Source organism: Bacteroidia bacterium, assembly GCA_023228875.1.
In the GTDB taxonomy this organism is placed as follows: domain Bacteria; phylum Bacteroidota; class Bacteroidia; order NS11-12g; family UBA955; genus JALOAG01.
Window position 1 is genome coordinate 93,929 of sequence record JALOAG010000002.1, and the last position, 25,214, is coordinate 119,142.

General features: G+C 36.1%; 23 protein-coding genes. 5 read left to right on the forward strand and 18 right to left on the reverse strand.

Going from position 1 to position 25,214, the window contains the following annotated elements; all coding sequences use genetic code 11:
• Positions 1 to 62: 62 nt before the first annotated feature.
• Positions 63 to 1,229, forward strand: a complete 1,167-nt coding sequence (locus tag M0R38_03435; GenBank protein ID MCK9480799.1) for an AhpC/TSA family protein — start codon at positions 63 to 65, stop codon at positions 1,227 to 1,229.
• A gap of 86 nt (positions 1,230 to 1,315) precedes the next feature.
• Here the strand turns inward: M0R38_03435 and M0R38_03440 are convergent, their stop codons facing one another.
• The 11 genes from M0R38_03440 to M0R38_03490 all read right to left on the reverse strand — a co-directional run bounded on the left by M0R38_03440 (position 1,316) and on the right by M0R38_03490 (position 12,475).
• Positions 1,316 to 1,687 (reverse strand): hypothetical protein, encoded by a 372-nt coding sequence (locus M0R38_03440; protein ID MCK9480800.1) that lies wholly within the window; start codon positions 1,685 to 1,687, stop codon positions 1,316 to 1,318.
• On the reverse strand, positions 1,665 to 2,597 hold the full coding sequence (rsgA, locus tag M0R38_03445; GenBank protein MCK9480801.1) for a ribosome small subunit-dependent GTPase A: 933 nt from the start codon (positions 2,595 to 2,597) through the stop codon (positions 1,665 to 1,667). Before rsgA ends, M0R38_03440 begins: the two co-directional genes overlap by 23 nt.
• Before the next feature lie 62 nt (positions 2,598 to 2,659).
• Positions 2,660 to 3,007 carry a 50S ribosomal protein L19 gene (gene rplS / locus M0R38_03450; GenBank protein ID MCK9480802.1) on the reverse strand — a complete coding sequence of 116 codons (348 nt, stop codon included), beginning with the start codon at positions 3,005 to 3,007 and terminating at the stop codon, positions 2,660 to 2,662.
• Positions 3,008 to 3,097: 90 nt separating this feature from the next.
• Positions 3,098 to 3,499 (reverse strand): hypothetical protein, encoded by a 402-nt coding sequence (locus M0R38_03455; GenBank protein ID MCK9480803.1) that lies wholly within the window; start codon positions 3,497 to 3,499, stop codon positions 3,098 to 3,100.
• A gap of 48 nt (positions 3,500 to 3,547) precedes the next feature.
• On the reverse strand, positions 3,548 to 6,847 hold the full coding sequence (gene secA / locus M0R38_03460; GenBank protein ID MCK9480804.1) for a preprotein translocase subunit SecA: 3,300 nt from the start codon (positions 6,845 to 6,847) through the stop codon (positions 3,548 to 3,550).
• A 132-nt stretch (positions 6,848 to 6,979) separates the two neighbouring features.
• Complete coding sequence (locus M0R38_03465; GenBank protein MCK9480805.1) at positions 6,980 to 8,008, reverse strand: rhodanese-related sulfurtransferase; 1,029 nt, start codon at positions 8,006 to 8,008, stop codon at positions 6,980 to 6,982.
• Positions 8,009 to 8,074: 66 nt separating this feature from the next.
• Positions 8,075 to 8,689 carry an L-threonylcarbamoyladenylate synthase gene (locus tag M0R38_03470; GenBank protein ID MCK9480806.1) on the reverse strand — a complete coding sequence of 205 codons (615 nt, stop codon included), beginning with the start codon at positions 8,687 to 8,689 and terminating at the stop codon, positions 8,075 to 8,077.
• Positions 8,689 to 9,702 (reverse strand): DUF3078 domain-containing protein, encoded by a 1,014-nt coding sequence (locus M0R38_03475; GenBank protein ID MCK9480807.1) that lies wholly within the window; start codon positions 9,700 to 9,702, stop codon positions 8,689 to 8,691. The genes M0R38_03470 and M0R38_03475 overlap by 1 nt, the downstream gene beginning before the upstream one ends.
• Before the next feature lie 20 nt (positions 9,703 to 9,722).
• Positions 9,723 to 10,106 (reverse strand): large-conductance mechanosensitive channel protein MscL, encoded by a 384-nt coding sequence (gene mscL, locus M0R38_03480; GenBank protein MCK9480808.1) that lies wholly within the window; start codon positions 10,104 to 10,106, stop codon positions 9,723 to 9,725.
• Positions 10,107 to 10,115: 9 nt separating this feature from the next.
• Positions 10,116 to 11,327 (reverse strand): ADP-forming succinate--CoA ligase subunit beta, encoded by a 1,212-nt coding sequence (gene sucC / locus M0R38_03485; GenBank protein MCK9480809.1) that lies wholly within the window; start codon positions 11,325 to 11,327, stop codon positions 10,116 to 10,118.
• A 68-nt stretch (positions 11,328 to 11,395) separates the two neighbouring features.
• Positions 11,396 to 12,475, reverse strand: a complete 1,080-nt coding sequence (locus M0R38_03490) for a branched-chain amino acid aminotransferase (protein ID MCK9480810.1) — start codon at positions 12,473 to 12,475, stop codon at positions 11,396 to 11,398.
• 39 nt (positions 12,476 to 12,514) lie between these two features.
• On the opposite strand from M0R38_03490, the gene M0R38_03495 reads away from it, so the two are divergent.
• Both M0R38_03495 and rdgB read left to right on the forward strand, forming a co-directional pair.
• Positions 12,515 to 13,012, forward strand: coding sequence for a hypothetical protein (locus M0R38_03495; GenBank protein MCK9480811.1), 498 nt, complete (start codon positions 12,515 to 12,517; stop codon positions 13,010 to 13,012).
• Complete coding sequence (gene rdgB, locus M0R38_03500; GenBank protein ID MCK9480812.1) at positions 13,009 to 13,590, forward strand: RdgB/HAM1 family non-canonical purine NTP pyrophosphatase; 582 nt, start codon at positions 13,009 to 13,011, stop codon at positions 13,588 to 13,590. The genes M0R38_03495 and rdgB overlap by 4 nt, the downstream gene beginning before the upstream one ends.
• Positions 13,591 to 13,678: 88 nt before the next feature.
• Here the strand turns inward: rdgB and M0R38_03505 are convergent, their stop codons facing one another.
• Complete coding sequence (locus M0R38_03505) at positions 13,679 to 14,821, reverse strand: hypothetical protein (GenBank protein ID MCK9480813.1); 1,143 nt, start codon at positions 14,819 to 14,821, stop codon at positions 13,679 to 13,681.
• 305 nt (positions 14,822 to 15,126) lie between these two features.
• Here M0R38_03505 and M0R38_03510 point away from each other — a divergent pair, with 305 nt between their 5' ends.
• Positions 15,127 to 15,801: a T9SS type A sorting domain-containing protein gene (locus tag M0R38_03510; protein ID MCK9480814.1), complete on the forward strand. Its 675-nt coding sequence runs from the start codon at positions 15,127 to 15,129 to the stop codon at positions 15,799 to 15,801.
• Positions 15,802 to 16,022: 221 nt separating this feature from the next.
• Here M0R38_03510 and M0R38_03515 read toward each other — a convergent pair whose 3' ends face one another.
• Genes M0R38_03515 through M0R38_03525 form a run of 3 tightly spaced genes read right to left on the reverse strand, consistent with a single transcriptional unit; the run spans position 16,023 to position 19,628 of the window.
• On the reverse strand, positions 16,023 to 16,418 hold the full coding sequence (locus M0R38_03515) for a cobalamin B12-binding domain-containing protein (protein MCK9480815.1): 396 nt from the start codon (positions 16,416 to 16,418) through the stop codon (positions 16,023 to 16,025).
• A gap of 12 nt (positions 16,419 to 16,430) precedes the next feature.
• A complete protein-coding gene (gene gltX, locus M0R38_03520) occupies positions 16,431 to 17,966 on the reverse strand; it encodes a glutamate--tRNA ligase (GenBank protein MCK9480816.1) in 1,536 nt (511 codons plus the stop codon).
• A gap of 27 nt (positions 17,967 to 17,993) precedes the next feature.
• Positions 17,994 to 19,628 (reverse strand): mechanosensitive ion channel family protein, encoded by a 1,635-nt coding sequence (locus M0R38_03525; GenBank protein ID MCK9480817.1) that lies wholly within the window; start codon positions 19,626 to 19,628, stop codon positions 17,994 to 17,996.
• Between the two features lie 89 nt (positions 19,629 to 19,717).
• Between M0R38_03525 and M0R38_03530 the strand changes: the two genes are divergently transcribed.
• Entirely contained in the window at positions 19,718 to 20,827 is a 1,110-nt protein-coding gene (locus tag M0R38_03530) for a hypothetical protein (protein ID MCK9480818.1), read from the forward strand.
• An 11-nt stretch (positions 20,828 to 20,838) separates the two neighbouring features.
• On the opposite strand, the gene M0R38_03535 is transcribed toward M0R38_03530, so the two are convergent.
• The 3 genes from M0R38_03535 to M0R38_03545 form a co-directional block, all read right to left on the reverse strand.
• Positions 20,839 to 22,452 carry a CTP synthase gene (locus tag M0R38_03535; GenBank protein ID MCK9480819.1) on the reverse strand — a complete coding sequence of 538 codons (1,614 nt, stop codon included), beginning with the start codon at positions 22,450 to 22,452 and terminating at the stop codon, positions 20,839 to 20,841.
• 55 nt (positions 22,453 to 22,507) lie between these two features.
• Positions 22,508 to 23,254, reverse strand: coding sequence for a 3-deoxy-manno-octulosonate cytidylyltransferase (gene kdsB, locus M0R38_03540; GenBank protein ID MCK9480820.1), 747 nt, complete (start codon positions 23,252 to 23,254; stop codon positions 22,508 to 22,510).
• A 112-nt stretch (positions 23,255 to 23,366) separates the two neighbouring features.
• Positions 23,367 to 25,169 (reverse strand): hypothetical protein, encoded by a 1,803-nt coding sequence (locus tag M0R38_03545; protein ID MCK9480821.1) that lies wholly within the window; start codon positions 25,167 to 25,169, stop codon positions 23,367 to 23,369.
• Positions 25,170 to 25,214 lie beyond the last annotated feature (45 nt).

Consider the following 25,214-nt stretch of genomic DNA (forward strand, 5'->3'; position numbering starts at 1 on the left):
TGACTTCTTATGCTTTTGTATTGATATTTTTGACCTCGAAATTTTTACCATTTGATACCATTATGATATTATCACCCAAATTTAGAATCAAGATTTTTTTGTTAGTAGCTTTACTGAGTGTTACCATTGGAGCACAAGCACAAGGAAAAAAGAATAAAAACAAAAACCCTGATAAGAATAATAAATCTTTCGTAGTAACAGGAAGAGTTCATGGCGTAATACAAAAAGAAGAAGTGATGTTAGCTGAATTGTATAACAATAAGATAACGCCTTTTGATACTGTTAAAATTGACTTAAAAGATTCTGTTTTTACATTTAAAGGGGAAGTGCATGAAGATTTGATGGTTTATATTGTATTGAGCCAAAATACTGTCATACCTTTTGTATTATCAGGTGGTTCAGTTCTCCATTTTGATATAGAGCTATCCTCACAAGGCATTCAATTTGAAGTTTCAGGAAAAGGCAGTGATAACTCAATTAAAATAAGAAACTTCCTTGAAACATACTCTAAATATGAATATTCAATGAAATCAATCGAAGATATGTTTAGGGCAGGGAAAGTTGAGGTTGGGAACGCACAAAGTTTAGAATCAGAGTATTATCGACTTAGCGATCAGTCTAAAGTATTGCAGTATAATATGATGGCAGATTCTTCTAATCCGATAGCGTCATATTTTGTATTTAATGCATTCCTTGAATCCCAGGGGAAGCCTGAATATGATTTAATTTTTAAAACCTTTAAAATCGGAGCACCACAATCAAAATATTTGTTGGAGCTCAATCAAAGATATGAATCTGTCAAAGCAACCATGATAGGCGAGATAGCTCCCAATATTAAACTTCCTAATCCCGATGGTGATTCGATTGAGTTGTATTCATTGAGAGGCAAGGTTGTTATGATTGATTTTTGGGCATCTTGGTGCGGTCCTTGTCGAATGGAGAATCCTAATAACAAAATGATGTATGAGAAATATGCATCTAAGGGATTTGAAATTTATGCCATAAGTTTAGATAGAACAAAAAATGATTGGGTAAAGACCATTGCTACAGATGGTTTGCCGTGGATTCATGTGAGCGATCTTGCGTATTGGAATAGTGCACCAGCCAAACTTTACAAAGTACATTCCATCCCTGCTACTTTTCTTATAGATAAGGACGGGCGGATACTCGCAAAAAACTTGAGAGGGCAAGAGTTAGCGAACTTCTTGCAAACATATTTTAATGAATAATGTTATCTGACTTTTGTAAACGAGTATTTCGGTTACTTGACATGTGTCGTTCAGAAAAAGAGACTCTGTGGGTTATGTGTGTAGATTTAGAAAAAATATTTTTGCAAATTCAAAAATGGCATATAACTTTGCGAGCCTAAATAAAACAAAAAAATGAAAAAATTATTTTTAGTATTTGCATTTGTTTCAATCGCTGCTTTTACTGCTTGTAACTCAGCTGAAACAACTACTGAACCAGAAGCTACAGAAGAAACTGCACCAGCAGAAACTCCAGCTGAAACCCCTGCAACAGAAGCTGCACCAGCAGAAACTGCACCAGCAGAAACTCCAGCTACAGAGACTCCTGCAACAGAGACTCCAGCAGAAACTCCTGCTAAATAATAGCATCTGTTTAACTTAAGAAAGCGACTCATTGAGTCGCTTTTTTTTTGGACATTATTCAAATATATTTTCATCATTCATGATGCTTAAGTAGCTGTTGTATCTTTCAAGAGAAATGTTATTTTGCTTAACCTGCTCAATGACTGCACAATCAGGCTCGTTGATATGTAGGCAATTATTAAAACGACATTTTTCAGCTAAATGTTTAAACTCAGGAAAATAACCCTTTAACTCACTTTTGTCAATATCAATTACCCCAAAATCCCTGATTCCGGGCGTATCAATTATATGGGTGTTATCGTCAATAAAATACATTTCAGCAAAAGTTGTAGTATGTTTACCTTTGAGAAACTTGTCAGATATATTTCCGGTTTTGAGATTAAGTTCAGGATTTAGATTGTTAATAATAGTTGATTTTCCTGTACCTGAATGTCCACAAATTAAACTGGTTTTATTAGAGATAAACATATTCAGATTTGTCATTCCTACATTGTCTTTAGCACTTATTTCAAGCGTATCATAACCGATATTCTGATAAATATGTTTTATTTCTTCGAGTAATGCATGTTCTGTCTCACTTAATAGGTCAATTTTATTGAAGAGAATTAATACCGGAATATGGTAGGCTTCTGCTGTAATTAAAATACGGTCCAGGAATCCAAGTGAAGTATAGGGTTGTACAAGTGTAAATACAGGAAGGACTAAATCCATATTTGACGCAATAATTTGAAAATGACTTGAGAGTTTGTTGGATTTGCGAATAATGTAATTGTCTCTTTTTTTTATTGCAGTAATCACTCCAATCATTGTGCCGTTTGTGTCTGTTTCTATACGGTATTGAACATGGTCGCCAACAGCAACGGGGTTGGTAGAGCGCACATCTGATAGTCTGAATTTGCCCCTAATTCTACATGTAATAATTTCGGCAGATTCCCCATTTCTGACCAAATACCATGAACCGGTGGATTTGACTACGATACCTTGCATAAAAAAAATCGGTCAAATATAAGTTGACCGATCTTTTAATTTCTATTGTGATAAGAGAATAATTATGAAATTTTCTCTTTAATTCTGGCTTTTTTGCCTGTTAGTCCTCTAAGGTAGAATATTTTTGCTCTTCTCACCTTACCCTTTTTTAATATTTCAACTTTAGCAACTTTAGGGCTTTGAACCGGGAAAATTCTTTCTACTCCAACACCATTAGAAATTTTTCTAACGGTAAATGTTTCTGTTGCGCCTTCACCGTTTCTTTGAATGACATCTCCTTGGAAAATTTGAGGTCTTTCTTTGGTTCCTTCTTTGATAATATAGTGTACAGCCACTCTATCTCCAGCTTTAAAATCAGGAAGATCTGTTCTCAAGTCATGGATTTGTAAATCCTTAATTATGTTACTCATGTTATTCTAATTAATTCGGGGGTGCAAAGGTATGCAAAAGCTTTTTAATGCAAAAGAATTTTGTGAAACTTATTCACGCTTCTGCTGATGCTAAATTTTAGTTTTAATTATCATTGCTTTGGGAAAAATTTCACGAGCTTTATATAAAAGCGAAACTGCTTCTGCTCGGGTCAAAAATGCACCTGCAAACACTTTGAACTTTGGTTCATTCCATTCAACAATACATGGATATTTGTTTTGGAATTGTTGATCAAATGTAATTTTCGTCTTATCAGCAGCAGTTTTATCATCTGAGAAGAAGAGTAATACAGTATATCCCTCTCTGGATTTTGCATTAGGTTTCATTCGCTCTGATTTTTGACTTTCTTGTGCAGCAATGAGTGCACCGGGTTTAATGATTTCTCCGTCAATTGATTTTATTGTCCACGAAGAAATTCCCAATGTAATAATAATTAGACTTAGTAATGCTTGAAGTGATTTTGTTGTTTTCATTCTTGCTTATTTGATAGGTGTCAAATATAATACCATGCAAAATGTTTATTAAGCACCATGACAGTTTTTAAACTTCTTCCCACTTCCACAGGGGCATGGATCATTTCTTCCAACTAGTTTTTCTGTTTTAATTGGAGCAGTATTTCCTCGTTGAGGTTGGTTGCTTTGAGCAACTTCTGAAGTTGAGTCCTCTCTGGAGGTTTTAAGAACAGGGCTGCTTTGTTGTTTTACCTGATGTGCTTCTTTCACTTGGTTGTCATCACCTCCATCAATTCTGGCTTTAAATAAATATGATATCACATTGTTATTTAAACGCGACATAAAAGATTGGAATAAGTTGAAGGATTCAAGCTTATAAATAAGAAGTGGGTCTTTTTGTTCAAATACAGCATTGTTTGAAGATTGTTTTAAATCATCTAATTCTCTAAGGTGATCTTTCCATTCATCATCAATAGTAGCAAGCGTAATGGATTTTTCAAAGCTTTTAATCAACTCTCGTCCGTTGCTCTTTAATGTGTCTTGTAAGTTAATTACAACACCCATGCGTTTAATTCCATCACTAAAGGGCACCATTACATTTGAAATTGTATTACCCTCATTATGTGCAATTCTATCAAGCACCGGCATTGCCATTGATGCAATGGTTGTATTTTTATCTTGATAAGATTTTATAGCGGAATGAAAAATTTCAGTGGTAATTTCTTCGGGCTTAAGTGTATTAAAGTCATCTTGAGTAAGAGAAATATCTATCGCTAGAGATTTGTATAACTCAAATTTTAATCTTTCATATTCTTCATTCTCCTTATATTCATCAACTTTGGCTGCGAGCCAGTCATAAAGCATGTTTTGGATATCTAATTCAATCTTAGTTCCAAAAAGTGCATTTTTGCGTCTTGCATAAATGACAGTTCTTTGTTTGTTCATAACGTCATCGTATTCAAGAAGTCGCTTTCGTATTCCAAAATTGTTTTGTTCTACTTTCTTTTGAGCTCTTTCAATATTTTTGCTTAACATGCTATGTTGTAGCACTTCACCTTCCTTATATCCAAGTCTGTCCATCACTCTGGAAGCTCTTTCAGAACCAAACAAACGCATCAGATTGTCTTCTAAAGAAACAAAAAACTGAGATGAACCAGGGTCACCCTGACGACCGGAACGACCTCTTAACTGTCTATCCACCCTTCTGGATTCGTGTCTCTCTGTTCCTAAGATGGCTAATCCTCCGGCTTTTCTCACTTCTTCTGTAATTTTAATATCCGTACCACGACCGGCCATATTAGTTGCTATGGTAACTGCACCGGGTTTGCCCGCTTCTGCAACTATCTCGGCTTCTCTTTGGTGTTGCTTAGCATTAAGAACATTGTGTCGGATTTTTCGCATTGTTAACATTCTTGAAAGTAACTCGGAAATCTCTACAGACGTTGTGCCAACCAAAACTGGACGACCTTTCTGAGTTAAATCTACAATATGTTCTATTACTGCGTTAAATTTCTCGCGTGTTGTTTTATAGAGTAAGTCTTGTAAGTCGTGACGAATAATTGGTTTGTTGGTTGGAATTACAACAACATCCAACTTGTAAATTTCCCAAAATTCAGCTGCCTCAGTTTCTGCAGTTCCTGTCATACCCGACAGTTTATGATACATTCTAAAATAATTCTGGAGGGTGATAGTAGCATAAGTTTGAGTTGCAGCCTCTATTCTAACATTCTCTTTTGCTTCAATCGCTTGATGCAATCCATCAGAATATCTTCTGCCGTCTAAAACACGTCCTGTTTGCTCATCAACAATTTTTACTTTGCCATCTTGCACAATGTATTCTACATCTTTTTCAAAAAGCGTATATGCTTTGAGAAGTTGATGTACTGCATGTAATCGTTCTGATTTAACAGAGAAATTTCTGAGTATTTCGTCTTTGCGTTTAGCTTTATCAGCATCAGTCAAACCTGATTTTTCTATATCTGCGAGGTCAGAACCCAAGTCAGGCATAATAAAGAAATCCGGCTCTTCGCCTGATTTTGTCATGGTTTCTATGCCTTTATCTGTTAGTTCTATTGTATTATTTTTTTCGTCAATTACGAACAAAAGCCCATCATCAACGATGTGCATGTGTTTTTCTTGGTCTTGTAAATAATAGTTTTCTGTTTTGGTCAGCAATGTTCTTATCCCCGGCTCACTCAAATACTTGATTAATGCTTTGTTCTTTGGTAAACCACGATGGCATCTCAATAATGCTAACCCTCCATCTTTTTCACCTGTTTTACCTTCGGAGATTAATCGCTTTGCTTCTACAAGAGTGTTTGTAAGGCTTTTGCGTTGTAGTTCATATAGTGCTGCTATGCGTGGCTTTAGTGCATCAAACTCTTGTTGATTGCCCTTTGGAACAGGACCTGAAATGATTAAAGGAGTTCTTGCATCGTCCACCAATACTGAATCCACCTCATCCACCATTGCAAAGTGCAATTTGCCTTGTACTAACTCATCCAGTGTATGCGCCATGTTGTCTCTTAAGTAGTCAAAGCCGAATTCGTTGTTTGTACCATAAACTATATCACATGAATATGCCTTTTTTCTTTCTTCGGAGTTTGGTCTGTGATAATCAATGCAATCTACTGTCAAGCCATGAAACTGAAAAATTGGGCGATTCCATTCACAGTCTCTTTTTGCCAAGTAATCATTCACAGTAATAACATGTACACCACGACCGCCTAAGGCATTGAGGAAAGAGGGTAGGGTTGACACTAATGTTTTTCCTTCCCCTGTAGCCATTTCTGCAATTTTCCCTTGGTGCAGTACAATTCCGCCAATCAACTGTACGTCATAATGAATCATATTCCACTTTATCATGGAACCGGCTACTTCCCATTCGTTTTTGTAATATGCTTTGTTGCCATTTATTGATACATAATCGCGTTGAGTTGCTATTTCGCGGTCAGAATCATTTGCGATTACTTCGATTACATTGTTTTCTGTGAATCTTCGCGCAGTGTCTTTTACAATTGCAAATGCTTGTGGAAGTATTTCTAAAAGAATTTCTTCTAATTTGATATCTCGTTGCTTTTCTAAATCATCAATATGCGTATAGAGTTTGTCTTTCTCTTCAAGACTATCAAAAGGAAGAGCCTCTATCGCAGATTTGGTATTGTTGATTTCTTCATCTATGGAAGCTAGTCCCTGTTTGATATATTCTTTGAGTTCTGTACTTTTTGCGCGGAGTTGGTCGTTATTGAGTTGTTGAAATTCTTCGAAATATTGATTTATACTTGCCACATAGGGCTCAAGTTCTTTTATATCTCTTTCAGATTTGCTTCCGAAAACTTTCTTTAGTCCGGATAATATTCCATTAAACATATAGTGATAATAATAGCTGTGTTGTTTCCTTAACTTTAAAGGCGTTGCAAAATTAGTTTATTCGTATGAATAAATGAAGGTGACGGCTACAAAACTATGAGGAATAATGCTGTATATTGATAGAAATTCGGCTTAGTGATGTTCAACAAAAACAGGGACTCTACCTTTGCTATAAAGTTTCTTGTGGGCAGCATGCTCTTTACGCCATTGTTTTTGTTCTCCTGCACTCCATGAAATCACTTCTTTACAAGTGTCAGAACAACAATGGTTATATTTTTCTGCACATTCAGGGCATTGGATCAATAAGAGATTACATCCGGTGTTTGCACAGTTTATATGTGTATCACAGGGTTTGCCACATTGATGACAATGGGCTATTACATCAGAGCTAATACTCTCTGCCATTCGCTCATCAAATACAAAGTTCTTTCCAATAAATTTGTTTTGCAAATTCATTGATTTCACTTGTCTGGCATATTCTATGATACCTCCATTTAGTTGATATACTTCATTAAAGCCATGATGTTTTAAGTATGCACTTGCTTTCTCGCAACGAATACCTCCTGTACAATAGAGAACAACGGGGTTTTCTTTTTTGTCTTCTAACATTTCCAACACTTTAGGCAATTGTTCTTTAAAGGTATCAACATCAGGTAAGATAGCATTTTCAAAATGACCAATTTCACTTTCGAAATGGTTGCGCATGTCCACCAATACGGTCTCTTTTTCAGTTGTAATTTCATTGAATTCCAAGGCTGACAAATGACGACCACTTTTGGCAGGATCAAAACTTGGATCTTCAATCCCATCAGCAAGGATTCTGGATTTGACTTTTATAGTGAGTTTATAAAATGATTTTCCACTATCTTCAATAGCAATGTTAAGCCTAATACCTTCTAAAAAGGAGATGCTATTTAAGAATTCTCTTAATGAATCAACATTGTGTGTCGGAACAGAGAACTGTGCGTTAATCCCTTCTGTGGCTATATAAATTCTACCCAATACACCTAGTTTTTCCATGTTTACATATAAATGGTCACGAAAAAGGTTTGGATTCTTGATTTGCCAGTATTTATATAAAGAGATAGTTGTTCTAGGTTCATTACTTGTCTCTAACTTTTTCTTTAATTCTTCTTTGTTGACTCTATTATGTAAAATCATGGCTGCAAAGTTAAAACAAGAGTATTAATAATTATCTTTCTAATGTTTGTAAGCAATAGAGCTTTGTCAGATTAACACTCCTTTACCTTCTCTAATTAAAATGGGTTCGTCTTCAGTTAGGTCAACAACAGTTGAAGGAAGGTTGCCACCACTGCCTGTACTAATCATAAAATCAATTTTGTCGTGGAAAGTTTGCAAGATTTCTTCCGGGTCTGTTTGGTATTCCAAGATTTCATCTTCTGAGTGAACGGAGGTAGAAACTAATGGAAAATCTAACATTTCACATAAGGATAACGCTACTTTATTGTCCGGAATTCGAATTCCAATTGTTTTGCGATTAGACAGAAAAAGTTTTGGTATATTGGAGTTAGCTTTTAAAATGAATGTAAATGGACCGGGGAAATTTCTTTTCAGTATCTTGTAAACTGAGGTGGAGAAAGGCTGGGTATATTCTGAAATGTTTTTAAGATTATGAAAGATAACGGAGAGATTGGCTTTTTCAGGTTTCTTGCCAACTATTTTACAAATTCTTTCAATGCCTTTCTTATTGTTTAGATGACAAACCAAAGCGTAAATAGAGTCTGTTGGAATAATTCCAATCTCTCCGTTTTGCAGTCTTTTTATGACTTCATTTAAAATTCTGTTGTCAGGATTCCATTCGTATGTTTCAAAGAAATCCATTATAATCTATCTCCAAACATATAGGAGAATCCAACGCCCAAAACATGTTTAAATTGAATTCTGGGATTTTTCATAGTTGTCTCAGGAGTAACATCAATATCATCGTCATAAATCAGATGTGTGAAAATCGAAGCAGTAATGTATTTGTTCACCTTCATGTTTATGGTTGTTTCCCAGTTTACGTCTGTTTTATTTAGTGTTTTGTAATTTGTAAATAAATCCAAACGTGTTTTAAGGTTAATATTTTGCATAATATCTTTGTTATACATCATACTAAAATACCAACCCAACTCAGATCTGAATTTTTGTCCAGTACCAGCAATAGGAACTCCGTTTTCATCAGTCTTTGCTTTTGCAACACCAAATGAACCTATATCAGCAAGTCTTTGCTCATTGACTATAGTAAATTTACCTGTAAGGGGAGAAAGGTAGAAAGACAGATTGCTCTTTGGTTTGTAATCAAAACCTAAGGATAGCATGCCAAAAGCAGGGGCTAAGAAGTTAGAAATGTGTTGTCCGCTTGTTCCGGTTGCGGGGTCAAAAGGAGCATATCCTTGGAAAAATTGAGATTTGAACTCTAATAAGGCAGTATAATTTAACTTAGGAGTGATTTTTCTGCCATATTTTGATAAAAAAGAGAGCTTATCTTCATTTTTATAAAACCTATTTTTCGTTCCATTAGGATATTTTGCCGCTCCGTTTCGGATAGTTCCCCAAGATGCGTCCAAATAATTTTCCCATGTCATACTTTTGTTTTTATAAATTGCAAAGGAGCTTCCGATGATAGATACTGCAACAGAGTTTTGACCTCCCGCTGCCCAATTGACTAAGCCCACATTGGTAAGGTTTGTATTGATAAAGCCACCTTTAATCCAGCCTTTATCCTCGGTTTTAAAATCTTTTTTTGTATCCACAAATTTTTTCACGTCTGCATCTTGTGCCATCACCGTATGTGATACAAAAAGGAAAAAAGTCGCCATTGTGGCGACTTTTGAAATTTTCTTTAAGTTCATTATTTTATAAAAGTATTTGATTATTTGTTTTTTAGAATGTCTCTTATTTCTGTCAATAGTACTTCCTCTTTAGATGGAGCGGGGGGAGGAGTAGGTGCAGCAGCTTCTTTCTTTTGCATTGCATTCATTCCTTTAATAATCATAAAAAGTGCAAATGCAATAATGATGAAACTGATTACTGATGAAAGAAAATTACCATATTTAACAGTGCCAAAAATTGTTAAATCTGCCAAATTCTCCAGTTGAGCCGCTTCTAATGCAGGTTTTAACAATAAAGGAGTAATGACATCATCAATCAAGGAATTAACAATTTTCCCAAATGCACCACCAATAACAACCGCAACTGCTAAGTCGATTACATTGCCGCGCATGGCAAACGCTTTGAATTCTTTTAATATGCTCATAAAATATAATTATTTGATTAGTTCCTTAACTAAGTCTGCCGCATCTTTTAGCTTGATAGCTGAATATACTTTCAAACCTGAGTTGTCAATTATTTGTTTTGCTTCTTCTGCATTAGTACCTTGAAGCCTCACAATAATAGGTACATTAACATTGCCTAAGTTTTTGTAAGCTTCTACAACACCATTAGCAACTCTGTCGCATCTTACAATACCGCCAAAAATGTTAATTAAAATAGCTTTAACATGTGGGTCTTTTAAAATGATTTTAAAACCGGCTTCTACAGTTTCGGCATTTGCAGTTCCTCCAACATCAAGGAAATTTGCAGGTTCTCCACCTGATAATTTAATGATGTCCATTGTTGCCATTGCAAGCCCCGCACCGTTTACCATACAGCCAACATTGCCATCTAATTTAACATAATTCAAATTGAATTTTTTTGCTTCAACCTCTGTCGGGTCTTCTTCTGATTCGTCTCTTAATGCTTCTAAGTCAGGATGTCGGTATAGTGCATTTTCATCAAGATTCACTTTGGCATCAACGGCAATGATTCTGTCGTCTGATGTTTTAAGTACAGGATTGATTTCAAACATAGAAGAGTCTGTAGCATCGTACGCTTTATATAAAGCAGTAACAAATTTTACCATCTCTTTCGCTGCTTTATCTTGTAAGTTAAGATTGTATGCAATTTTTCTTGCTTGAAAGGGTTGCAGTCCAACTGTAGGATCTATGAATTCTTTTTGAATTTTCTCAGGTGAATTTTCCGCTACTTCTTCAATGTCCATACCGCCTTCAGTGGTGTAAACAATCACATTTTTGCCGGTTTGTCGGTCAAGTAAAACACTCATGTAAAACTCTTTTGGTTCACTCGGACCCGGATAGAAAACGTCTTGAGCAACTAATACTTTGTTTACCTTCTTTCCCGCTGCTCCTGTTTGTTTGGTAACCAACACATTTCCTAATAGGTTATGCGCAATGGTTTTAACATCATCAAGTGATTTTGCAAGTGCTACACCGCGCTGCTCTGAGCCAATAATTTGACCTTTACCTCTTCCCCCGGCATGTATTTGTGCTTTGACAACTAACCAACCGCTGCCGGTTTCTTGTTGAACTTGTTTGCCTGCTTCAACAGCCTGTTCCGGTGTGTCGGCAACTACTCCTTCTTGAATTGCAACTCCATATCCTTTTAGAATTTGTTTTGCTTGATATTCGTGAATATTCATGTGTTTTGTTATGTAAAAATGTGATTTTTAGAATGGTGCAAATATATTATTTTGTCTTGAGCAAATTTTTAAAATTGCGCTGACTGATTGGGTTGAACGATTTTTGTCCAGCCATATTTGTCAGGGCTTTTTAGGGTGCGAATATTGTTGAGTTCTGTTTTCACTTTTTCTGCTACCAACTCTTTTGTTAAGTCTAATTTGTAAATCTTATCGTCAATTCCAACCAATTGTATATTTGCAACAGAAACTGCTGTTCCGGTAACAAACATTTCATCTAAACTGCCTTCTGTGTGCCATTGTATGAGGTCGTCAATTGAAATACTACCTTCAATTACTTCATATCCCATATCTTTTAAAAGATGAATAACAGAATCGCGCGTTATACCAGCCAATATGCTGTCTGAAAGCGCAGGAGTGTAAATTGTATTTCCTTTTCTTAAAAAAACATTTGAGGTTCCGGTCTCTTCAAGGTATTTCAATTCAACCGCGTCAATCCATAGGTTTTGGTCAAAACCTCTTTCTTTAGCAACTTTTGCCGGATACAGTGAAGCAGCATAATTGCCGGCACATTTGGCAGCACCCACACCTCCGCGTACTGAACGAACATGATATCTGTCAATATACACCTTTACAGGATGTGAATAATATAAGCCGGCAGGACAGCCATACATCATAAACTTGTATGTCTCAGAAACTTTAATGCCCAGCGTCCAATCTGTGGCAAACATAAAAGGTCGGATATATAAAGAAGCCCCATCAGCTGAGGAAATCCAAGCCCTGTCTATGTCCACTAATGCATGTACACATTGAACAAAAAGGTCTTCAGGAAATTCGGGCATTGCCATGCGGTGAGCCGATTTGTTAAATCGGGCAGCATTTTGTTCTGCACGGAAGACTACTGCGTCATTGTTTTGACTTTTGAATACTTTTAGACCTTCAAAAATTGATTGCCCGTAATGTAAAGCAGACAAACCGGGGGGGATAGGAATATCACCAAAAGGAACTATCTCAGGGTTACCCCATTTCCCGTCTTTGTAATCACAGACAACCATGTGGTCGGTAAATAATTTTCCAAACTCGATTTTTTCAGGATTAAACTCATTTATTCTTGATTGTTTGGTTTTGTTGATGCTAATTTGAAAACTCATTATGGCGCGAAAGTAAGCCCATTTTAAAAACCTAGCAAATTGAACCCACAAAATATAGATAAAAACTTAGTAGAATTAATTACTTCATTCATGGGGAATGAAATATTTTTAGTACAAGATATTGTGTATTACGATGTTATAAAAACCGAAGGTGGCAATAAATATAAATATCTCAATATTGTTGATTTGCCCATAGATAATGCCGATATGGAAGCTTTGAAAGAACAATTAGTTGATATTCATAAAGTTGTTGTAAAGGCAGGGCATACTATGAATTTGGAAGGGATGAGTATTTTGAATCTACATTCTTATCCTGGTGTGCAATTGAATACTATTGTAGAGCAACTTGCACCCAAATATATTTCATTCTGGGGCGCTAATCCACAAAAGATTGGATTAAATATTTTGCCAATGAAAGGAATGGTTTGGAATGGCATTAAAATTCTTAGATTAGATAATGTCGATCAAACGTTGAATGATGCCAATTTAAAAAGTAAAACAGAGGAATATTTAAAATTTCTTTTTGGAATTAAATGAGTTTGATTTTTGCCACGGGTAATGCCAAAAAAATTAAGGAAGCAATTCAGTTGCTTGGACGTGAGATTGTACCTGCTCCCTTAGAATTACTGCAAAGCACCCCACCTGAAAATGGAACTTCATTTGAAGAAAACGCCTTGATAAAGGCACGTTTTATTTTTGAGAAAACAGGACAGGCTTGTTTTGCGGAAGATAGCGGACTTTGTGTTGATGCTCTGAATGGTGCTCCCGGTATTTTCTCAGCCAGATTTGCAGGTGCATCTGCAACTGACGCAAGCAATAATATTGTGTTATTAGAGAAAATGGAGCATCAAGTAAATCGTGTCGCACATTATACAGCAGTAATATGTTATATAGGTAAAAACGGGCAAGCACACTTTTTTGAAGGTAAAGTCTATGGCAGCATTGCAGCCAAACCAGCCGGTAATACCGGTTTTGGATATGATCCTCTCTTTATACCCAAGGGTATGGATAAAACCTTTGCAGAATTAGGTAGTGAAGTAAAAAACAAGATTAGTCACAGAAAAAATGCCATGGAGAAATTCTATGACTTTCTAGTTCGTGAGTCTATTGTCTAACCAGCTTTTGATTCAATATTGCAAGTTAGTAAAAGGAAATTTAATTGCACAAAATTAAGAGGCAGCGATATTATTTAAACAGTCAATTCTAAAACGCAAATCCACCTGTCCATTTCAAATACCAAGGTTGTACAATGACAGGAGCCATGATTTTAACCAGCCCTCTGCCAATTGCATTGCCATCATTATCATTGTTTTGGGTTACATACTTAGATGCGGGAATCGGTATGATTCCTGTACGCATTCCAAGTTCAGCAGTAGAATAAAATCCCGGTTTTTTTCCGACATTGGCTACAATTCTAAACCCAAACATCCTTTTGCGAATACTTGCTATGTCTATTGTGGCAGTACTATTTGTGATACTATCTGTATAATAGATTTTGCCGTATGTGGAGATTAGAGGAGATATTAATAACTCATACCTTAAATTAGAGTAAGAATTGTCTTTATATTTTCTTTTCTTCAGCAGTTCGGTTCCTTGATAATTATATTGAAAAGCAACTTTGTAATGAGCATAAGTGTTTGTATGAAAACCTATTCCAATGGTTGTTTGTGAGAAAGGTACATAAAAACTGGCGGGCATAGGCTCATTGTTTTTAAAAGTAATGTATTTGTTATCTCTCCATCCGAATTTTGTAGTGTCAGCACCATAGAAAGCGATCGAATTAAATTGAATGAGACTGACACCTACTCCTTTGCTTTCACGTATTTTTTTTGTGTATTTAGTGTGAAAAAAATATCCGGTAGTAGTGGTTGTGATAGAAGAAGAGGTAACACTTGTTACTTCGCTGGATAAAAATTTGTATCCAACGGTAGGATAAACAGTCATGTCCTTAACCTCATCCTGGTAATTATAAACAGCAGTGAGCTCTATGTTTCTATATAATGTATAAGGAGTTAAGTTGCTTCCGGTAGATATGTATTTAGCTTGTGATAATGCAGGTTTTATTAAATCACTCTGAAAAACTCCCTGAAAGTAAAAGTGTTTTGGAGCAAATGCTACATCCATCGCATAATAAATACCAAATAAATATCTTGAAGCATCAAAACCAACCCCCGGATTTATTCTAAATGTATAATATAGCAAACCGGGATTGTTATATTTTTCATTGATTGACAACCTCGAGTCGTTTGGGTGTACAAGATTGCTTTTACTTGGTTCGGTTAATTGTGCAAACGATATTTGCCAAGCTCCCATTAAAAAAATAGATAGTAAAAATTTATTTTTCATAGCGTGTTAAATTTGGCTGCGAATGTATAGAATGTGTAAATATAAAAAATAGTACAGATGTACTAAAAGCATAAATTGTTTATTCTCATGAGTATATAAATACTAATTGAATTGTGAAAATTAGATTTTGTCAATGGTGGTCTCAAATAGCCTGAATAAAAGTCTTTAACTGAAATTACCTGTGTGTTGTCAGGTTTCGTGAAGCAGTTTTTGAATTATATGCAACAATGGTAAAATATAAAATATTTTGAAGTTGGGTAATTCGTATTTCATTTGCAATAAGAAAAACAATAAAAACATTGATTATGAAACTAATAAATTTACTATTAGCCCTATTAGTGGCGCAAGCAGTTTTTGCAACATGCAGAGTGGATACTTTAAATACATACACTTTCATAACCGGAACTAGTGTAAAGGAAAAAGCCGGAAGGCAGATATACAGTTATGATGCGAACAATAACCGAACACAATATGTATATCAAAAATGGAACAGCGGCAGCAGCGCATGGGTGAATAGCAGCAAATATGATTATACCTACGATGCGAACAATAACCAAACTCAAGAACTTCGCCAAACGTGGAACAGCGGTAGCAGCAATTGGGTAAATAATTCAAAAAACACCTATGAATACAATACGAATGGTGATAGAATTGCAGAAGATGGTTATTCTAGTTGGGTAGATGCAAGTTCCTATTATGCCGACCATGTGCGTAACGAGTATATCTGTACACAGATAAATACCGGCATAGGCGATATGGCAGAATTAGCATTTAAACTTTATCCAAATCCTGTAACAAATAACCGGTTTACCATACAAGCAACGCAAAGCGGTACATATTTCTTAAACGATATGCAAGGCAGAACTATACAACAAGGCACCATAGTAATTGGCGAAAACAACATTAACATACCAAGCCTGCAAGCTGGTATCTATGTTGTAAAAATCAACAACAAAATTTTTAAGTTGGTGGTAGAATAAAAAATACAAGGCAATTACATAAAACACCAACAACCGATGTTAGAGAACCTTTTCTCTTACAGCGGTTGTTGTTTTGGAAGGTATCATGCCTTAAAACCTGTTGTTATGTAATAAGACGAAAATTATTTGATTAAATTGAAATGAGATTCCACTATCTGAATCTTTTTCATATTATGAGTTTAATTCAGATTGTATAATCCGCAAAACACACTGCTTAGAAACTAGCTCATGACTTTGGAACGGATAAAATCAATAATTTCATCCATTGAAGTTCCGGGCGGAAATAGACGGGCTACACCTTGTTTGTTCAGTTCTTTTGCATCATCATCAGGAATGATACCACCTCCAATCAGTAAAACATCTTCCATTTCATTTTCTTTCATCAATTCAATGAGTCGAGGAAATACTGTGTTGTGCGCGCCTGAAAGAATGCTGACTCCAATCACGTCCACATCTTCTTGTAGGGCAGCCTGTACAACCATTTCGGGAGTGTGTCTCAGCCCTGTGTAGATTACCTCCATGCCGGCATCGCGCAAGGCAGTTGCAATCACTTTTGCACCTCGGTCATGGCCGTCTAAACCTATTTTCGCGATTAATACTCTTATTTGTTTACTCATGATTGTTTAATCTTATGATTGGGTAGCAGGATGAATGTTTGCGATTGCCCAATTGAGCCTGTTAATTACAGTGTCTTTTCCAAGTAATTCCAGCATCTCAAATAGGGGAGGTCCTCCGGCTTGTCCGCTCACAGCTACTCGTAATGGTTGAAGCATTGAACCGGGATTAAGATCGTTTCTTTCTGCAAATGAGTGAAAGTTTGATTCTATCTGTTGTGCCTTAAATTCTGAAGTGTTCTGAATTGTCTCAGTAAATAATTTTAAATTTTCCGGAATAGGGCTTTTCCATTTTTTTTCTATTACTTTGGAATCAAATTGAGTTGGAGCCTTAAAGAAATATTCAGAAATATTGGCAATGTCTTTCCAGAATGTTACTTTTTCTTTTGTCAGACTTACTACTTTTGTTAAATATTCTAAGTTGGTTTGAATCCCCTTTGACTGCAATATCGGTAACAATGCTTCAGCTATATTTTCATTTGAGCGCTGCATTAAATATTGATGGTTAAACCATTTTGCTTTGTCAATATCAAACTTAGCTCCGTTCTTACTGATTCGTTCAAGACTAAACGCATGAATAAGTTCATCGATTGAAAATATTTCTTGGTTATCGGAAGGATGCCATCCTAATAAAGCAAGGAAATTGATTACTGCTTGAGGCTCATATCCGTTTTCTCTATATCCTGATGAAACTTCTTCGGTAATAGGGTCTTTCCATTCAAGAGGAAATACAGGAAATCCCAGTCTGTCTCCATCTCTTTTACTCAGTTTGCCATTTCCTTCAGGCTTTAAAATTAATGGGAGATGAGCAAATTGTGGCATGGTTTCTTTCCATCCAAGGAATTTATATAATAACACATGCAACGGTGCAGATGAAAGCCATTCCTCGCCTCTGATAACATGCGTGATTTTCATTGTGTGGTCATCCACGATATTAGCCATGTGATAGGTTGGCATTCCATCATTCTTCATGAGGACTTTGTCGTCTAACTGTGCAGTATTAAAACTGACCCAACCTCTGATTAAATCATTGAATCTCACTTCCTCCTTTCTTGGCAATTTTACTCTCACAACATAAGGTTCACCGGCTGCTATACGTTGTTTTACTTCATCAGCTGATAAAGTCAGTGAGTTTTTCATGCTCATTCTGCTTGTGGCATCATATTGCGGACTCATGCCACTGTCTTTCAGACGTTGACGCATTTCTTCTAATTCCTCAGGGGTGTCAAATGCATAATATGCATTACCTGATTCAATAAGTTGGTCAACGTAAGCTCTGTACATTGGTTTTCGGTCGCTTTGGCGATATGGACCATATTCGCCCCCTATATGAACACCTTCGTCAAAACTGATTCCCAACCATTCTAAGGATTCAACAATATATTTTTCTGCTCCGGGAACAAAACGAGTTTGGTCGGTGTCTTCAATTCTTAAAATATTGACCCCGTTGTGTTTTTTTGCAAATAAAAAATTGAAGAGAGCTGTTCTCACTCCACCTATGTGTAGAGCACCTGTCGGACTTGGTGCAAATCTAACTCTAACTTGGTTCATATTGGGTTGCAAAGGTATGGTTTCGGTTTATTTAGATTTGACATTATTTTGAAATTGTGCAGCGAATTTTGAGATAAAGGCTTGCACTTCTTTTTCTATGTCTTCAGTTTGTTCTCTATATGTCGGACTCAATGAAGGTTGACCCGGTTGATTTTCTATTTGAATGGTTGTAGTAGGAAATGCAAATTGAACCCCAAGCATATCAGCTAAGGCTATAATGCCATTGATTAATTCTTGTCTTGCTTGTAATTCCCCGTCAAAATTAGGCACCTGAAAAAAAACATTCATTCTGATAGAGATTGAACTTACGTCTAAGTTATACAATGACACTTGGAAAGAGTCTTTACGTGTTGAAGGGTGTGAAAGAATCATTTTTTTTATTCCTTCTATAAAAGCGTGGATTAAGTAATGTGGTGTGCCATACATGATGCCTAAGTTTGTGAAAAACCTTCTGTAAACACGTAACCCATTATTTTTGATGTAAGAATCAGTAAGTTTGTTGTTAGGTACATAAATGAGTGCATTGTCAAAAGCTCTTACTCTTGTGGAGCGTAGTCCTACTATTTCAATTGTACCTTCGATATTGTCAACACTGATATCATCTCCAATCTTAAATGGTTGATCAAGAAAGATGATGATGGAACCTAAGACATTTTTTACTGTGTCTTGTGCAGCAAGTGCAATTGCCAAACCGGCTATGGAAACTCCTGCTAATAATGCACCTATGTTAACATTGAGGGTTTTGAGTAATAATCCGACTCCTATCATAACTGCAAATGATTTGAGCAGAATCTGTAAAATCGGTTTAAATTGATTGGCTAATGGATTGGATTTGCCGGAAATGAACTTGGCATAACGTACTATTAATATATCAATGGCTGCAAATAATAAAATCACAAGGAAAATAATGGCAGTGAATTCAATTCCTTTGATAAAGAAAATATTTGCTTTTGCAGGTAGTAAAATAGAAGGGATAAAAAGCCGTGTATAGTGCATTATCAGGTAAACACTGGTGTATTTACCAAAGGACTTGATAATCTTTAAAACTTCTTGTGAGACGACCTTTTTATGATAAAGTATGTCTTTAATCAGAATGTTAAGCAACCATCTTTGTATTCTATAAATTAATATAATACTTGCAATCAGCATCAATACGCTCATCCATTGCCACACCTTGAGACCCAGAAAATGGTTTTCGCCCCATGAACCAAAAAGGTTAATCAGAAAATCACTGCCAAAAGGAACAGCCTCTTTGTATAAAATTTCTATTTGTGAGACCGTATAAGGTGAGTAATACCATTTGCCACCTATACGTTGAAGGTATATATCTTTATTCCCATGAAAAGGGAAAAATACGTGTTTTTGTGTAGCGCTGTCAACATAGTCATTTATGTTGGGATAGATGGCAGTATCTATGACGAGCAACTTAACATCTAAGTAATGTTTGAGCTTTATTGCCAGATCTTCCGCTGTTTTTCCCTTTTTCCCATATATGGTTTTTGCAGAACGGACGGGGTCAAAAGATTCAGTTCTTAAATAATGGGTATGAGTAAAAATTGTTTGAGAAGGGGTGCTCAGGTCAAAGTCTGATGCGTGAGTTCCTATAGAATAAATAAATCCGATGACAAACAATAAAACATGTTTGAGATGTTTTGAAAGCATTGGGCAAAGTTAAGGAAATTCAATTCTTGTTGCATTGTGAGCTAATTGAACAAAAAAGAAATTTTAATATTGCAGAACCTTAAAAGAATATGGAGATTGTTGAAGTAATTAGTTTGAAGGAACAGAAGGAGTTTTTGAATTTCCCTGTGCAGTTGTATGCAAACGATTCTTCATTCATTCGACATTTGGATGATGACATTAATGCAGTTTTTGACAAATCGCGCAATCGATTTTTAGCTTTTGGAGAAGCAAAAAGGTGGTTGTTGCAAGATGCAGGACGAACTGTTGGTAAAATTGCGGCATTTTATCATACAGAAAAACCTGAGAAGCCATTTGTGGGAATGGGTTTCTTTGATTGTATTAACAATCAATCAGCCGCAAATTTGCTGTTTCAACAAGCGATGGATTGGTTAAAGAGCAAAAGGTTTAGTTCTGCTCTAGCTCCGATAAATTTTGGCGATAGAGATAGCTATTGGGGTTTGATGGTTCAAGGCTTTCAAAATGTTTCTTATAGAGAAAACTATAATCCGCCTTATTATCAAAAATTATTTGAAAATTTTGGTTTTAAAAAGGATTTTGAACAGACTACTTCAAAATTACTCAGAGCAGACTTTAACCTTGAGCGTTTTTCAAAGTTAGCATCTCGTGTTTTAAGTAATCCCAAGTATGAGTTTCGCCATTTGGATATGAAGAAGAAAGAATCTTTTATTAAAGATTTTTTGTATATATACAATAAGGCATGGCAATCTCATGAATTCTTCCGCCCAATGTCGGAGGAGCAAGTACGTAAGCAATTGCAATTGATGGCTCCTATTGCGCCCAATAAATTAAATTGGTTTGTATATGCAAATGGTGAACCTGCAGGATTTTTTATCAATGTATTGAACATCAATCCAATATTTAAAGCAGCTAACGGCAAGTTTAATTTATTAACTAAACTTCGTTTCTTGTTTCTGAAATCTCAAATAAAAACAATCAGAGGAATTGTATTTGGAGTGATTCCTGAATATCATAATTTAGGGTTAGAGGTGGGGATGATTATGAAAATGTATGAACAATTGCAGACTCCGCCTTTAAGGCATATTGATTCAACCGAATTAGCTTGGGTAGGAGATTTTAACCCAAAAATGCTCAGTATGTTCAATAGCTTGGGGGCAAAAATTGCCAAAGTTCACTATACCTATCGAATAGATTTCTAAGCCTGTTTAAATTATTTTTTGGATGCTTCTAAAGATGCTTTAACAAATCGTACAAAGAGAGGGTGGGGATTTAATACTGTGCTTTTTAATTCAGGATGAAATTGCACCGCTACAAACCATGGATGATTCTCCAACTCCACAATTTCAGTTAATCCTGTCTTAGGGTTACGTCCGGTAATTTTTAGCCCTTTTCTTTGAAGCTCTTTTTCATATTTAGCATTTAGTTCATAACGATGTCTATGCCGTTCAGAAATATTGTTTTTGCCATAGGCTTTAGCTGATTGACTGCCCTTTTCTAACTTGCAGTCATAAGCACCTAGTCGCATAGTGCCTCCCATATCTGATTGGTGCTTTTGTTCTTCCATTAAACTAATGACTGGGTGTTTAGTGTCCGGATTCATTTCAGTGGAATGCGCATCTTTATATCCCAATACATTGCGTGCAAATTCTATAACGGCACACTGCATTCCCAGACAAATACCGAAGAATGGAATTTTGTTTTCTCTACAATATTTGATAGCTTCTAACTTGCCCTCAATACCTCTTGGACCAAAGCCTGGAGCAACTAACACGCCTGAATATCCTGAAAGTTTTGAAGCGATGTTTTCCATTGTGAGTAATTCTGAATTTAGGTATTGAAAATTTACTTTACACTCATTCGAAACGCCAGCATGTATCATTGCTTCGTTGATAGATTTGTAGGCATCGGGAAGTTCGGTGTATTTGCCAATAAGGGCAATCTTAATCTCTGTTTGTGGATGTTGCAGTTTGAATAAAAACTTTTTCCAATCCTCTAATGCAGGTTCATTTTTTCCGCTAAGCTTTAATTTGCTGAGTACAACTTTGTCCAACTTCTCTTTGTACATCATCATAGGAACTTCGTAGATAGTAGGCACATCAATTGATTCAATTACTGCATTTTGTTTTACATTACAAAATAGAGAAACTTTTCTACGTATGTCATTTCCCAAGGGTTGTTCGGTCCTACAAACTAAGATATCCGGTTGTACACCGGATTCTAACAAGAACCTAACACTGTGTTGAGTAGGTTTTGTTTTAAGCTCTCCGGCAGCAGCCAAATAGGGAATAAGAGTTAAGTGAATTACCACCGCATCATCTTCACCAACATCCATTTTCATTTGACGTATGGCTTCTACAAAGGGCAGGGACTCAATGTCTCCGACAGTACCACCAATTTCTGTAATTACAATGTCATAATCTTCCGAATCGCCTAGCAGGCGCATTCTTCTTTTGATTTCATCTGTAATGTGTGGAATTACTTGAACAGTTTTGCCTAAATAGTCACCTCTACGTTCGTTGTTAATCACCGTTTGATATATCCTGCCGGTGGTAACATTGTTTGCTTGGGATGTATTGACATTCAGAAATCTTTCGTAATGCCCTAAGTCTAAGTCGGTTTCTGCGCCATCTTCGGTTACAAAACATTCTCCATGTTCGTATGGATTGAGTGTGCCTGGATCTATATTGATGTAAGGGTCAAATTTCTGAATCGTTACTTTGTACCCTCTTGCTTGTAGCAATTTGGCTAATGAGGCTGCGATAATTCCTTTGCCCAAAGAAGATGTAACTCCGCCCGTTACAAATACGTATTTATTTTTACTCATGAATTAAAATCGGAAGATATAACGGGCTTCAAAGTTAGCCATAAGATTTCACCACTCATTGAAATTGAGGATAGTCTTTTAAAAAGATTTCAACATATTGTAAATCTGTTGGGCTGTCAATTGCAGGACTCTGAAAATCTGTTTCTGATACCATAATTTTATACCCGTTTTGAAGCCATCTGAGTTGCTCTAATTTCTCAATCTGTTCTAGATTGCCTGGTTGTAATTGTTTTATGCTATCAATAATTGCTTTCTTAAAAGCATATATGCCTAAATGCTTAAAATAAATACAGTTGTCTGTATTGTCTCGGTTATATGGTATTGCACTGCGGCTAAAATAGAGAGCATTGTTGTTGTAGTCACAAACTACTTTTACTGAATTAGGGTTCGAGATTTCTTCAATGGATGAAATTGTTCTTTTGAGTGTGCCAATGGATGCGTCTGAATTCCAAAGATTATTGGCAAGTGTTTCAATTTGCGAAGGCTGAATAAATGGCTCGTCCCCTTGGATATTCACGAGAATATCAAACTCAAATCCGGATTGTGTCGCAGCTTCAAAACAACGATCAGTGCCTGAAGGATGTTTTGGGTCGGTTGCAATTGTTTGTGCTCCAAAACACTGTGCAGCTGTGATAATGCGTTCATCATCTGTTGCTATAACAACTTTAGTTTCAAAACCTGTAACTTTATTTGCTTGTTCCCATACTCTTTGAATCATGGTCTTGCCTGCAATGTCAATTAAGGGTTTACCGGGAAACCTTGTAGAAGCGTATCGTGCCGGAATTACTATCAGAAGCTTTATCATGGGTTTGCAAATATAGAAAACAACTGAACTATATGATGACGCATAGTACTTAACACCCTAACTCTCAAAATTGTTTGGGTGTGTTTTGGTGTTAAATGAGCAAAATTGGCTATGCTGTAATATGAGTAGGGATGTTGAGCAGTTGCAGTCTTTGATTGTAGTGCTCCAACTCGCTCTTCCATTGAGTGTGTGTGTCAAACAAGGGGAGGGTGGTTTTGTAATAATCAATCCCTGCCAATAGATTGTCTCTAAAAGTGTTGAAATGTTTGATTTGCTTGTCGGTCATTTCATTGATTGAACATTCGGCTATCTCTTTTTCTATGTAATCTACATACATTCCAAATTCTTTCATAAACATATTAGGTCTGTATGTGTCATTTAAAATATTGATTCTGCCGTAAATATGCCCCACCATTTCTTCTAATGATGAAATTTTTGAAAAGTATGCAATATTAGGACCGGGGCAAATAGAGACCCCATCCTCGTCAGATGACTTTAAGATTTTATTTTCTGAGTAAGCGGTTCTCACTAACCCTGTGCAAATACAGGTCTTCTCTGTGATTTTGTTATAGCGTTTTTGATATTCACGCACATCTGTAATATGCATAGCATTCAATTCTTGAATTTTTGATTTTTGATATTGAGAAGATGCTTCGCAAATTGGTTTTTCGGTAAATTCTGTATTGTACAGTTTTAGAAACTGGCTTTTGCATGGGCTACCCGGCTTCCCTTTTTTTATTCTTTCATCTCGTTGTTTGTCTTTTGAATTTCCTCTGACTGAGTTAAAAGGAACGCCTAAAGGCGAAATACCGCTTAAGTAGAGGTCTTCTTCTTTTGCATTTGTCAAAAGTGAAAGGTTTTCTTTGTCAATATTCACAACCTCCGGTACTAATAAGAATGGTGTTCCCCAGCCAACACTATCAATTCGGTAATATTCAGACAGAAAACGGTGTTCGTTGAAGTTTCCGACACCGCCTTGTGCAGATATCTTCATCTCCAAAGGAGTATTTAATACCGGTCTTCCTATTGATTTTAAAGCCTCATTCAGTAATTGATGGGTAGTATCAATTAGATCTTGTCTGTTTTGTTTAAACTCTTCTAAGATTAATCCTAAGGTGTATCCCTCACTTGCAAATGCATGTCCTCCGCAGTTTAAGCCGGATTCTATACGATATTCGGATACCCAAATGCCTTTTTTTGCTAACATTTTACCTTGTACCAAAGCAGAGCGATAATCACTCACTTTTAAGATTATTTTTTTTGTCAGATTTCCATTTTTATCAGGAAAGAATGACTCAAATGTGGCTATGTAGCTAAAAAGTCTGGGACTAAGACCTGCTGATAACACCAGACTTGATTGAAGTTCACTGTTTGCAAAACCTCGTACTGCTGCATGCGCATCGTTATATTCGACTGGGTATGCCTCTCCTTTGGAATTGTAATTTATTCTATCCAGTTTTGTCATTACGTTGACATCAATAGAGCCTGGTTGGATACTCTTTTTTATGCTGTCCTGTAATCGTTTTCTTGTTAATGGTTCTTGCTCTTGCAACATTCTATTGTATTCTTGTTTAAGAGATGAAACATCAGGGAGCATTTCCATGTATTTGCGTAGTTCAGTTGCTTTTTCAAAAACGGAATTGCGTAGTTCTTGGAATTTTACATTGACAATTTTGTTGACTAAGTTTAAATACTCTGTAATTCTTTTAGCTCTTTTGTCAATATCTGATTTGCTAATAGGGGTAAAGTCAAAATTAAATTTTTGGGCATAGTGTTCTCGTAACCTCTCAAGAAGCATATCGTCTCCAAGTGATAAAACAGATGAAATTCCAAGGTGAGCAACTTTAATCGGTGTGTCAATTGTATATCCTATTCCCATAACGGGAATATGGAAAGTGTGGGTTAATGTCATAAAAGGGCTAAACTAACAAGTGTTAATATTGCGCAATATTAGGTA

Bases quoted from the DNA above. Each gene is read 5' to 3' on its own strand.
- M0R38_03505 (MCK9480813.1), bottom strand. From the start codon at position 14,821: ATGAAAAATAAATTTTTACTATCTATTTTTTTAATGGGAGCTTGGCAA.
- gltX (MCK9480816.1), bottom strand. From the start codon at position 17,966: ATGAACCAAGTTAGAGTTAGATTTGCACCAAGTCCGACAGGTGCTCTA.
- M0R38_03465 (MCK9480805.1), bottom strand. From the start codon at position 8,008: ATGATTTTACATAATAGAGTCAACAAAGAAGAATTAAAGAAAAAGTTA.
- M0R38_03545 (MCK9480821.1), bottom strand. From the start codon at position 25,169: ATGACATTAACCCACACTTTCCATATTCCCGTTATGGGAATAGGATAT.
- rplS (MCK9480802.1), bottom strand. From the start codon at position 3,007: ATGAGTAACATAATTAAGGATTTACAAATCCATGACTTGAGAACAGAT.
- rsgA (MCK9480801.1), bottom strand. From the start codon at position 2,597: ATGCAAGGTATCGTAGTCAAATCCACCGGTTCATGGTATTTGGTCAGA.
- mscL (MCK9480808.1), bottom strand. From the start codon at position 10,106: ATGAGCATATTAAAAGAATTCAAAGCGTTTGCCATGCGCGGCAATGTA.
- M0R38_03535 (MCK9480819.1), bottom strand. From the start codon at position 22,452: ATGAGTAAAAATAAATACGTATTTGTAACGGGCGGAGTTACATCTTCT.
- M0R38_03510 (MCK9480814.1), top strand. From the start codon at position 15,127: ATGAAACTAATAAATTTACTATTAGCCCTATTAGTGGCGCAAGCAGTT.
- M0R38_03440 (MCK9480800.1), bottom strand. From the start codon at position 1,687: ATGATGAAAATATATTTGAATAATGTCCAAAAAAAAAGCGACTCAATG.
- M0R38_03435 (MCK9480799.1), top strand. From the start codon at position 63: ATGATATTATCACCCAAATTTAGAATCAAGATTTTTTTGTTAGTAGCT.
- rdgB (MCK9480812.1), top strand. From the start codon at position 13,009: ATGAGTTTGATTTTTGCCACGGGTAATGCCAAAAAAATTAAGGAAGCA.
- secA (MCK9480804.1), bottom strand. From the start codon at position 6,847: ATGTTTAATGGAATATTATCCGGACTAAAGAAAGTTTTCGGAAGCAAA.
- M0R38_03470 (MCK9480806.1), bottom strand. From the start codon at position 8,689: ATGGATTTCTTTGAAACATACGAATGGAATCCTGACAACAGAATTTTA.
- M0R38_03475 (MCK9480807.1), bottom strand. From the start codon at position 9,702: ATGAACTTAAAGAAAATTTCAAAAGTCGCCACAATGGCGACTTTTTTC.
- M0R38_03490 (MCK9480810.1), bottom strand. From the start codon at position 12,475: ATGAGTTTTCAAATTAGCATCAACAAAACCAAACAATCAAGAATAAAT.
- M0R38_03525 (MCK9480817.1), bottom strand. From the start codon at position 19,628: ATGCTTTCAAAACATCTCAAACATGTTTTATTGTTTGTCATCGGATTT.
- sucC (MCK9480809.1), bottom strand. From the start codon at position 11,327: ATGAATATTCACGAATATCAAGCAAAACAAATTCTAAAAGGATATGGA.
- M0R38_03515 (MCK9480815.1), bottom strand. From the start codon at position 16,418: ATGAGTAAACAAATAAGAGTATTAATCGCGAAAATAGGTTTAGACGGC.
- M0R38_03530 (MCK9480818.1), top strand. From the start codon at position 19,718: ATGGAGATTGTTGAAGTAATTAGTTTGAAGGAACAGAAGGAGTTTTTG.
- M0R38_03455 (MCK9480803.1), bottom strand. From the start codon at position 3,499: ATGAAAACAACAAAATCACTTCAAGCATTACTAAGTCTAATTATTATT.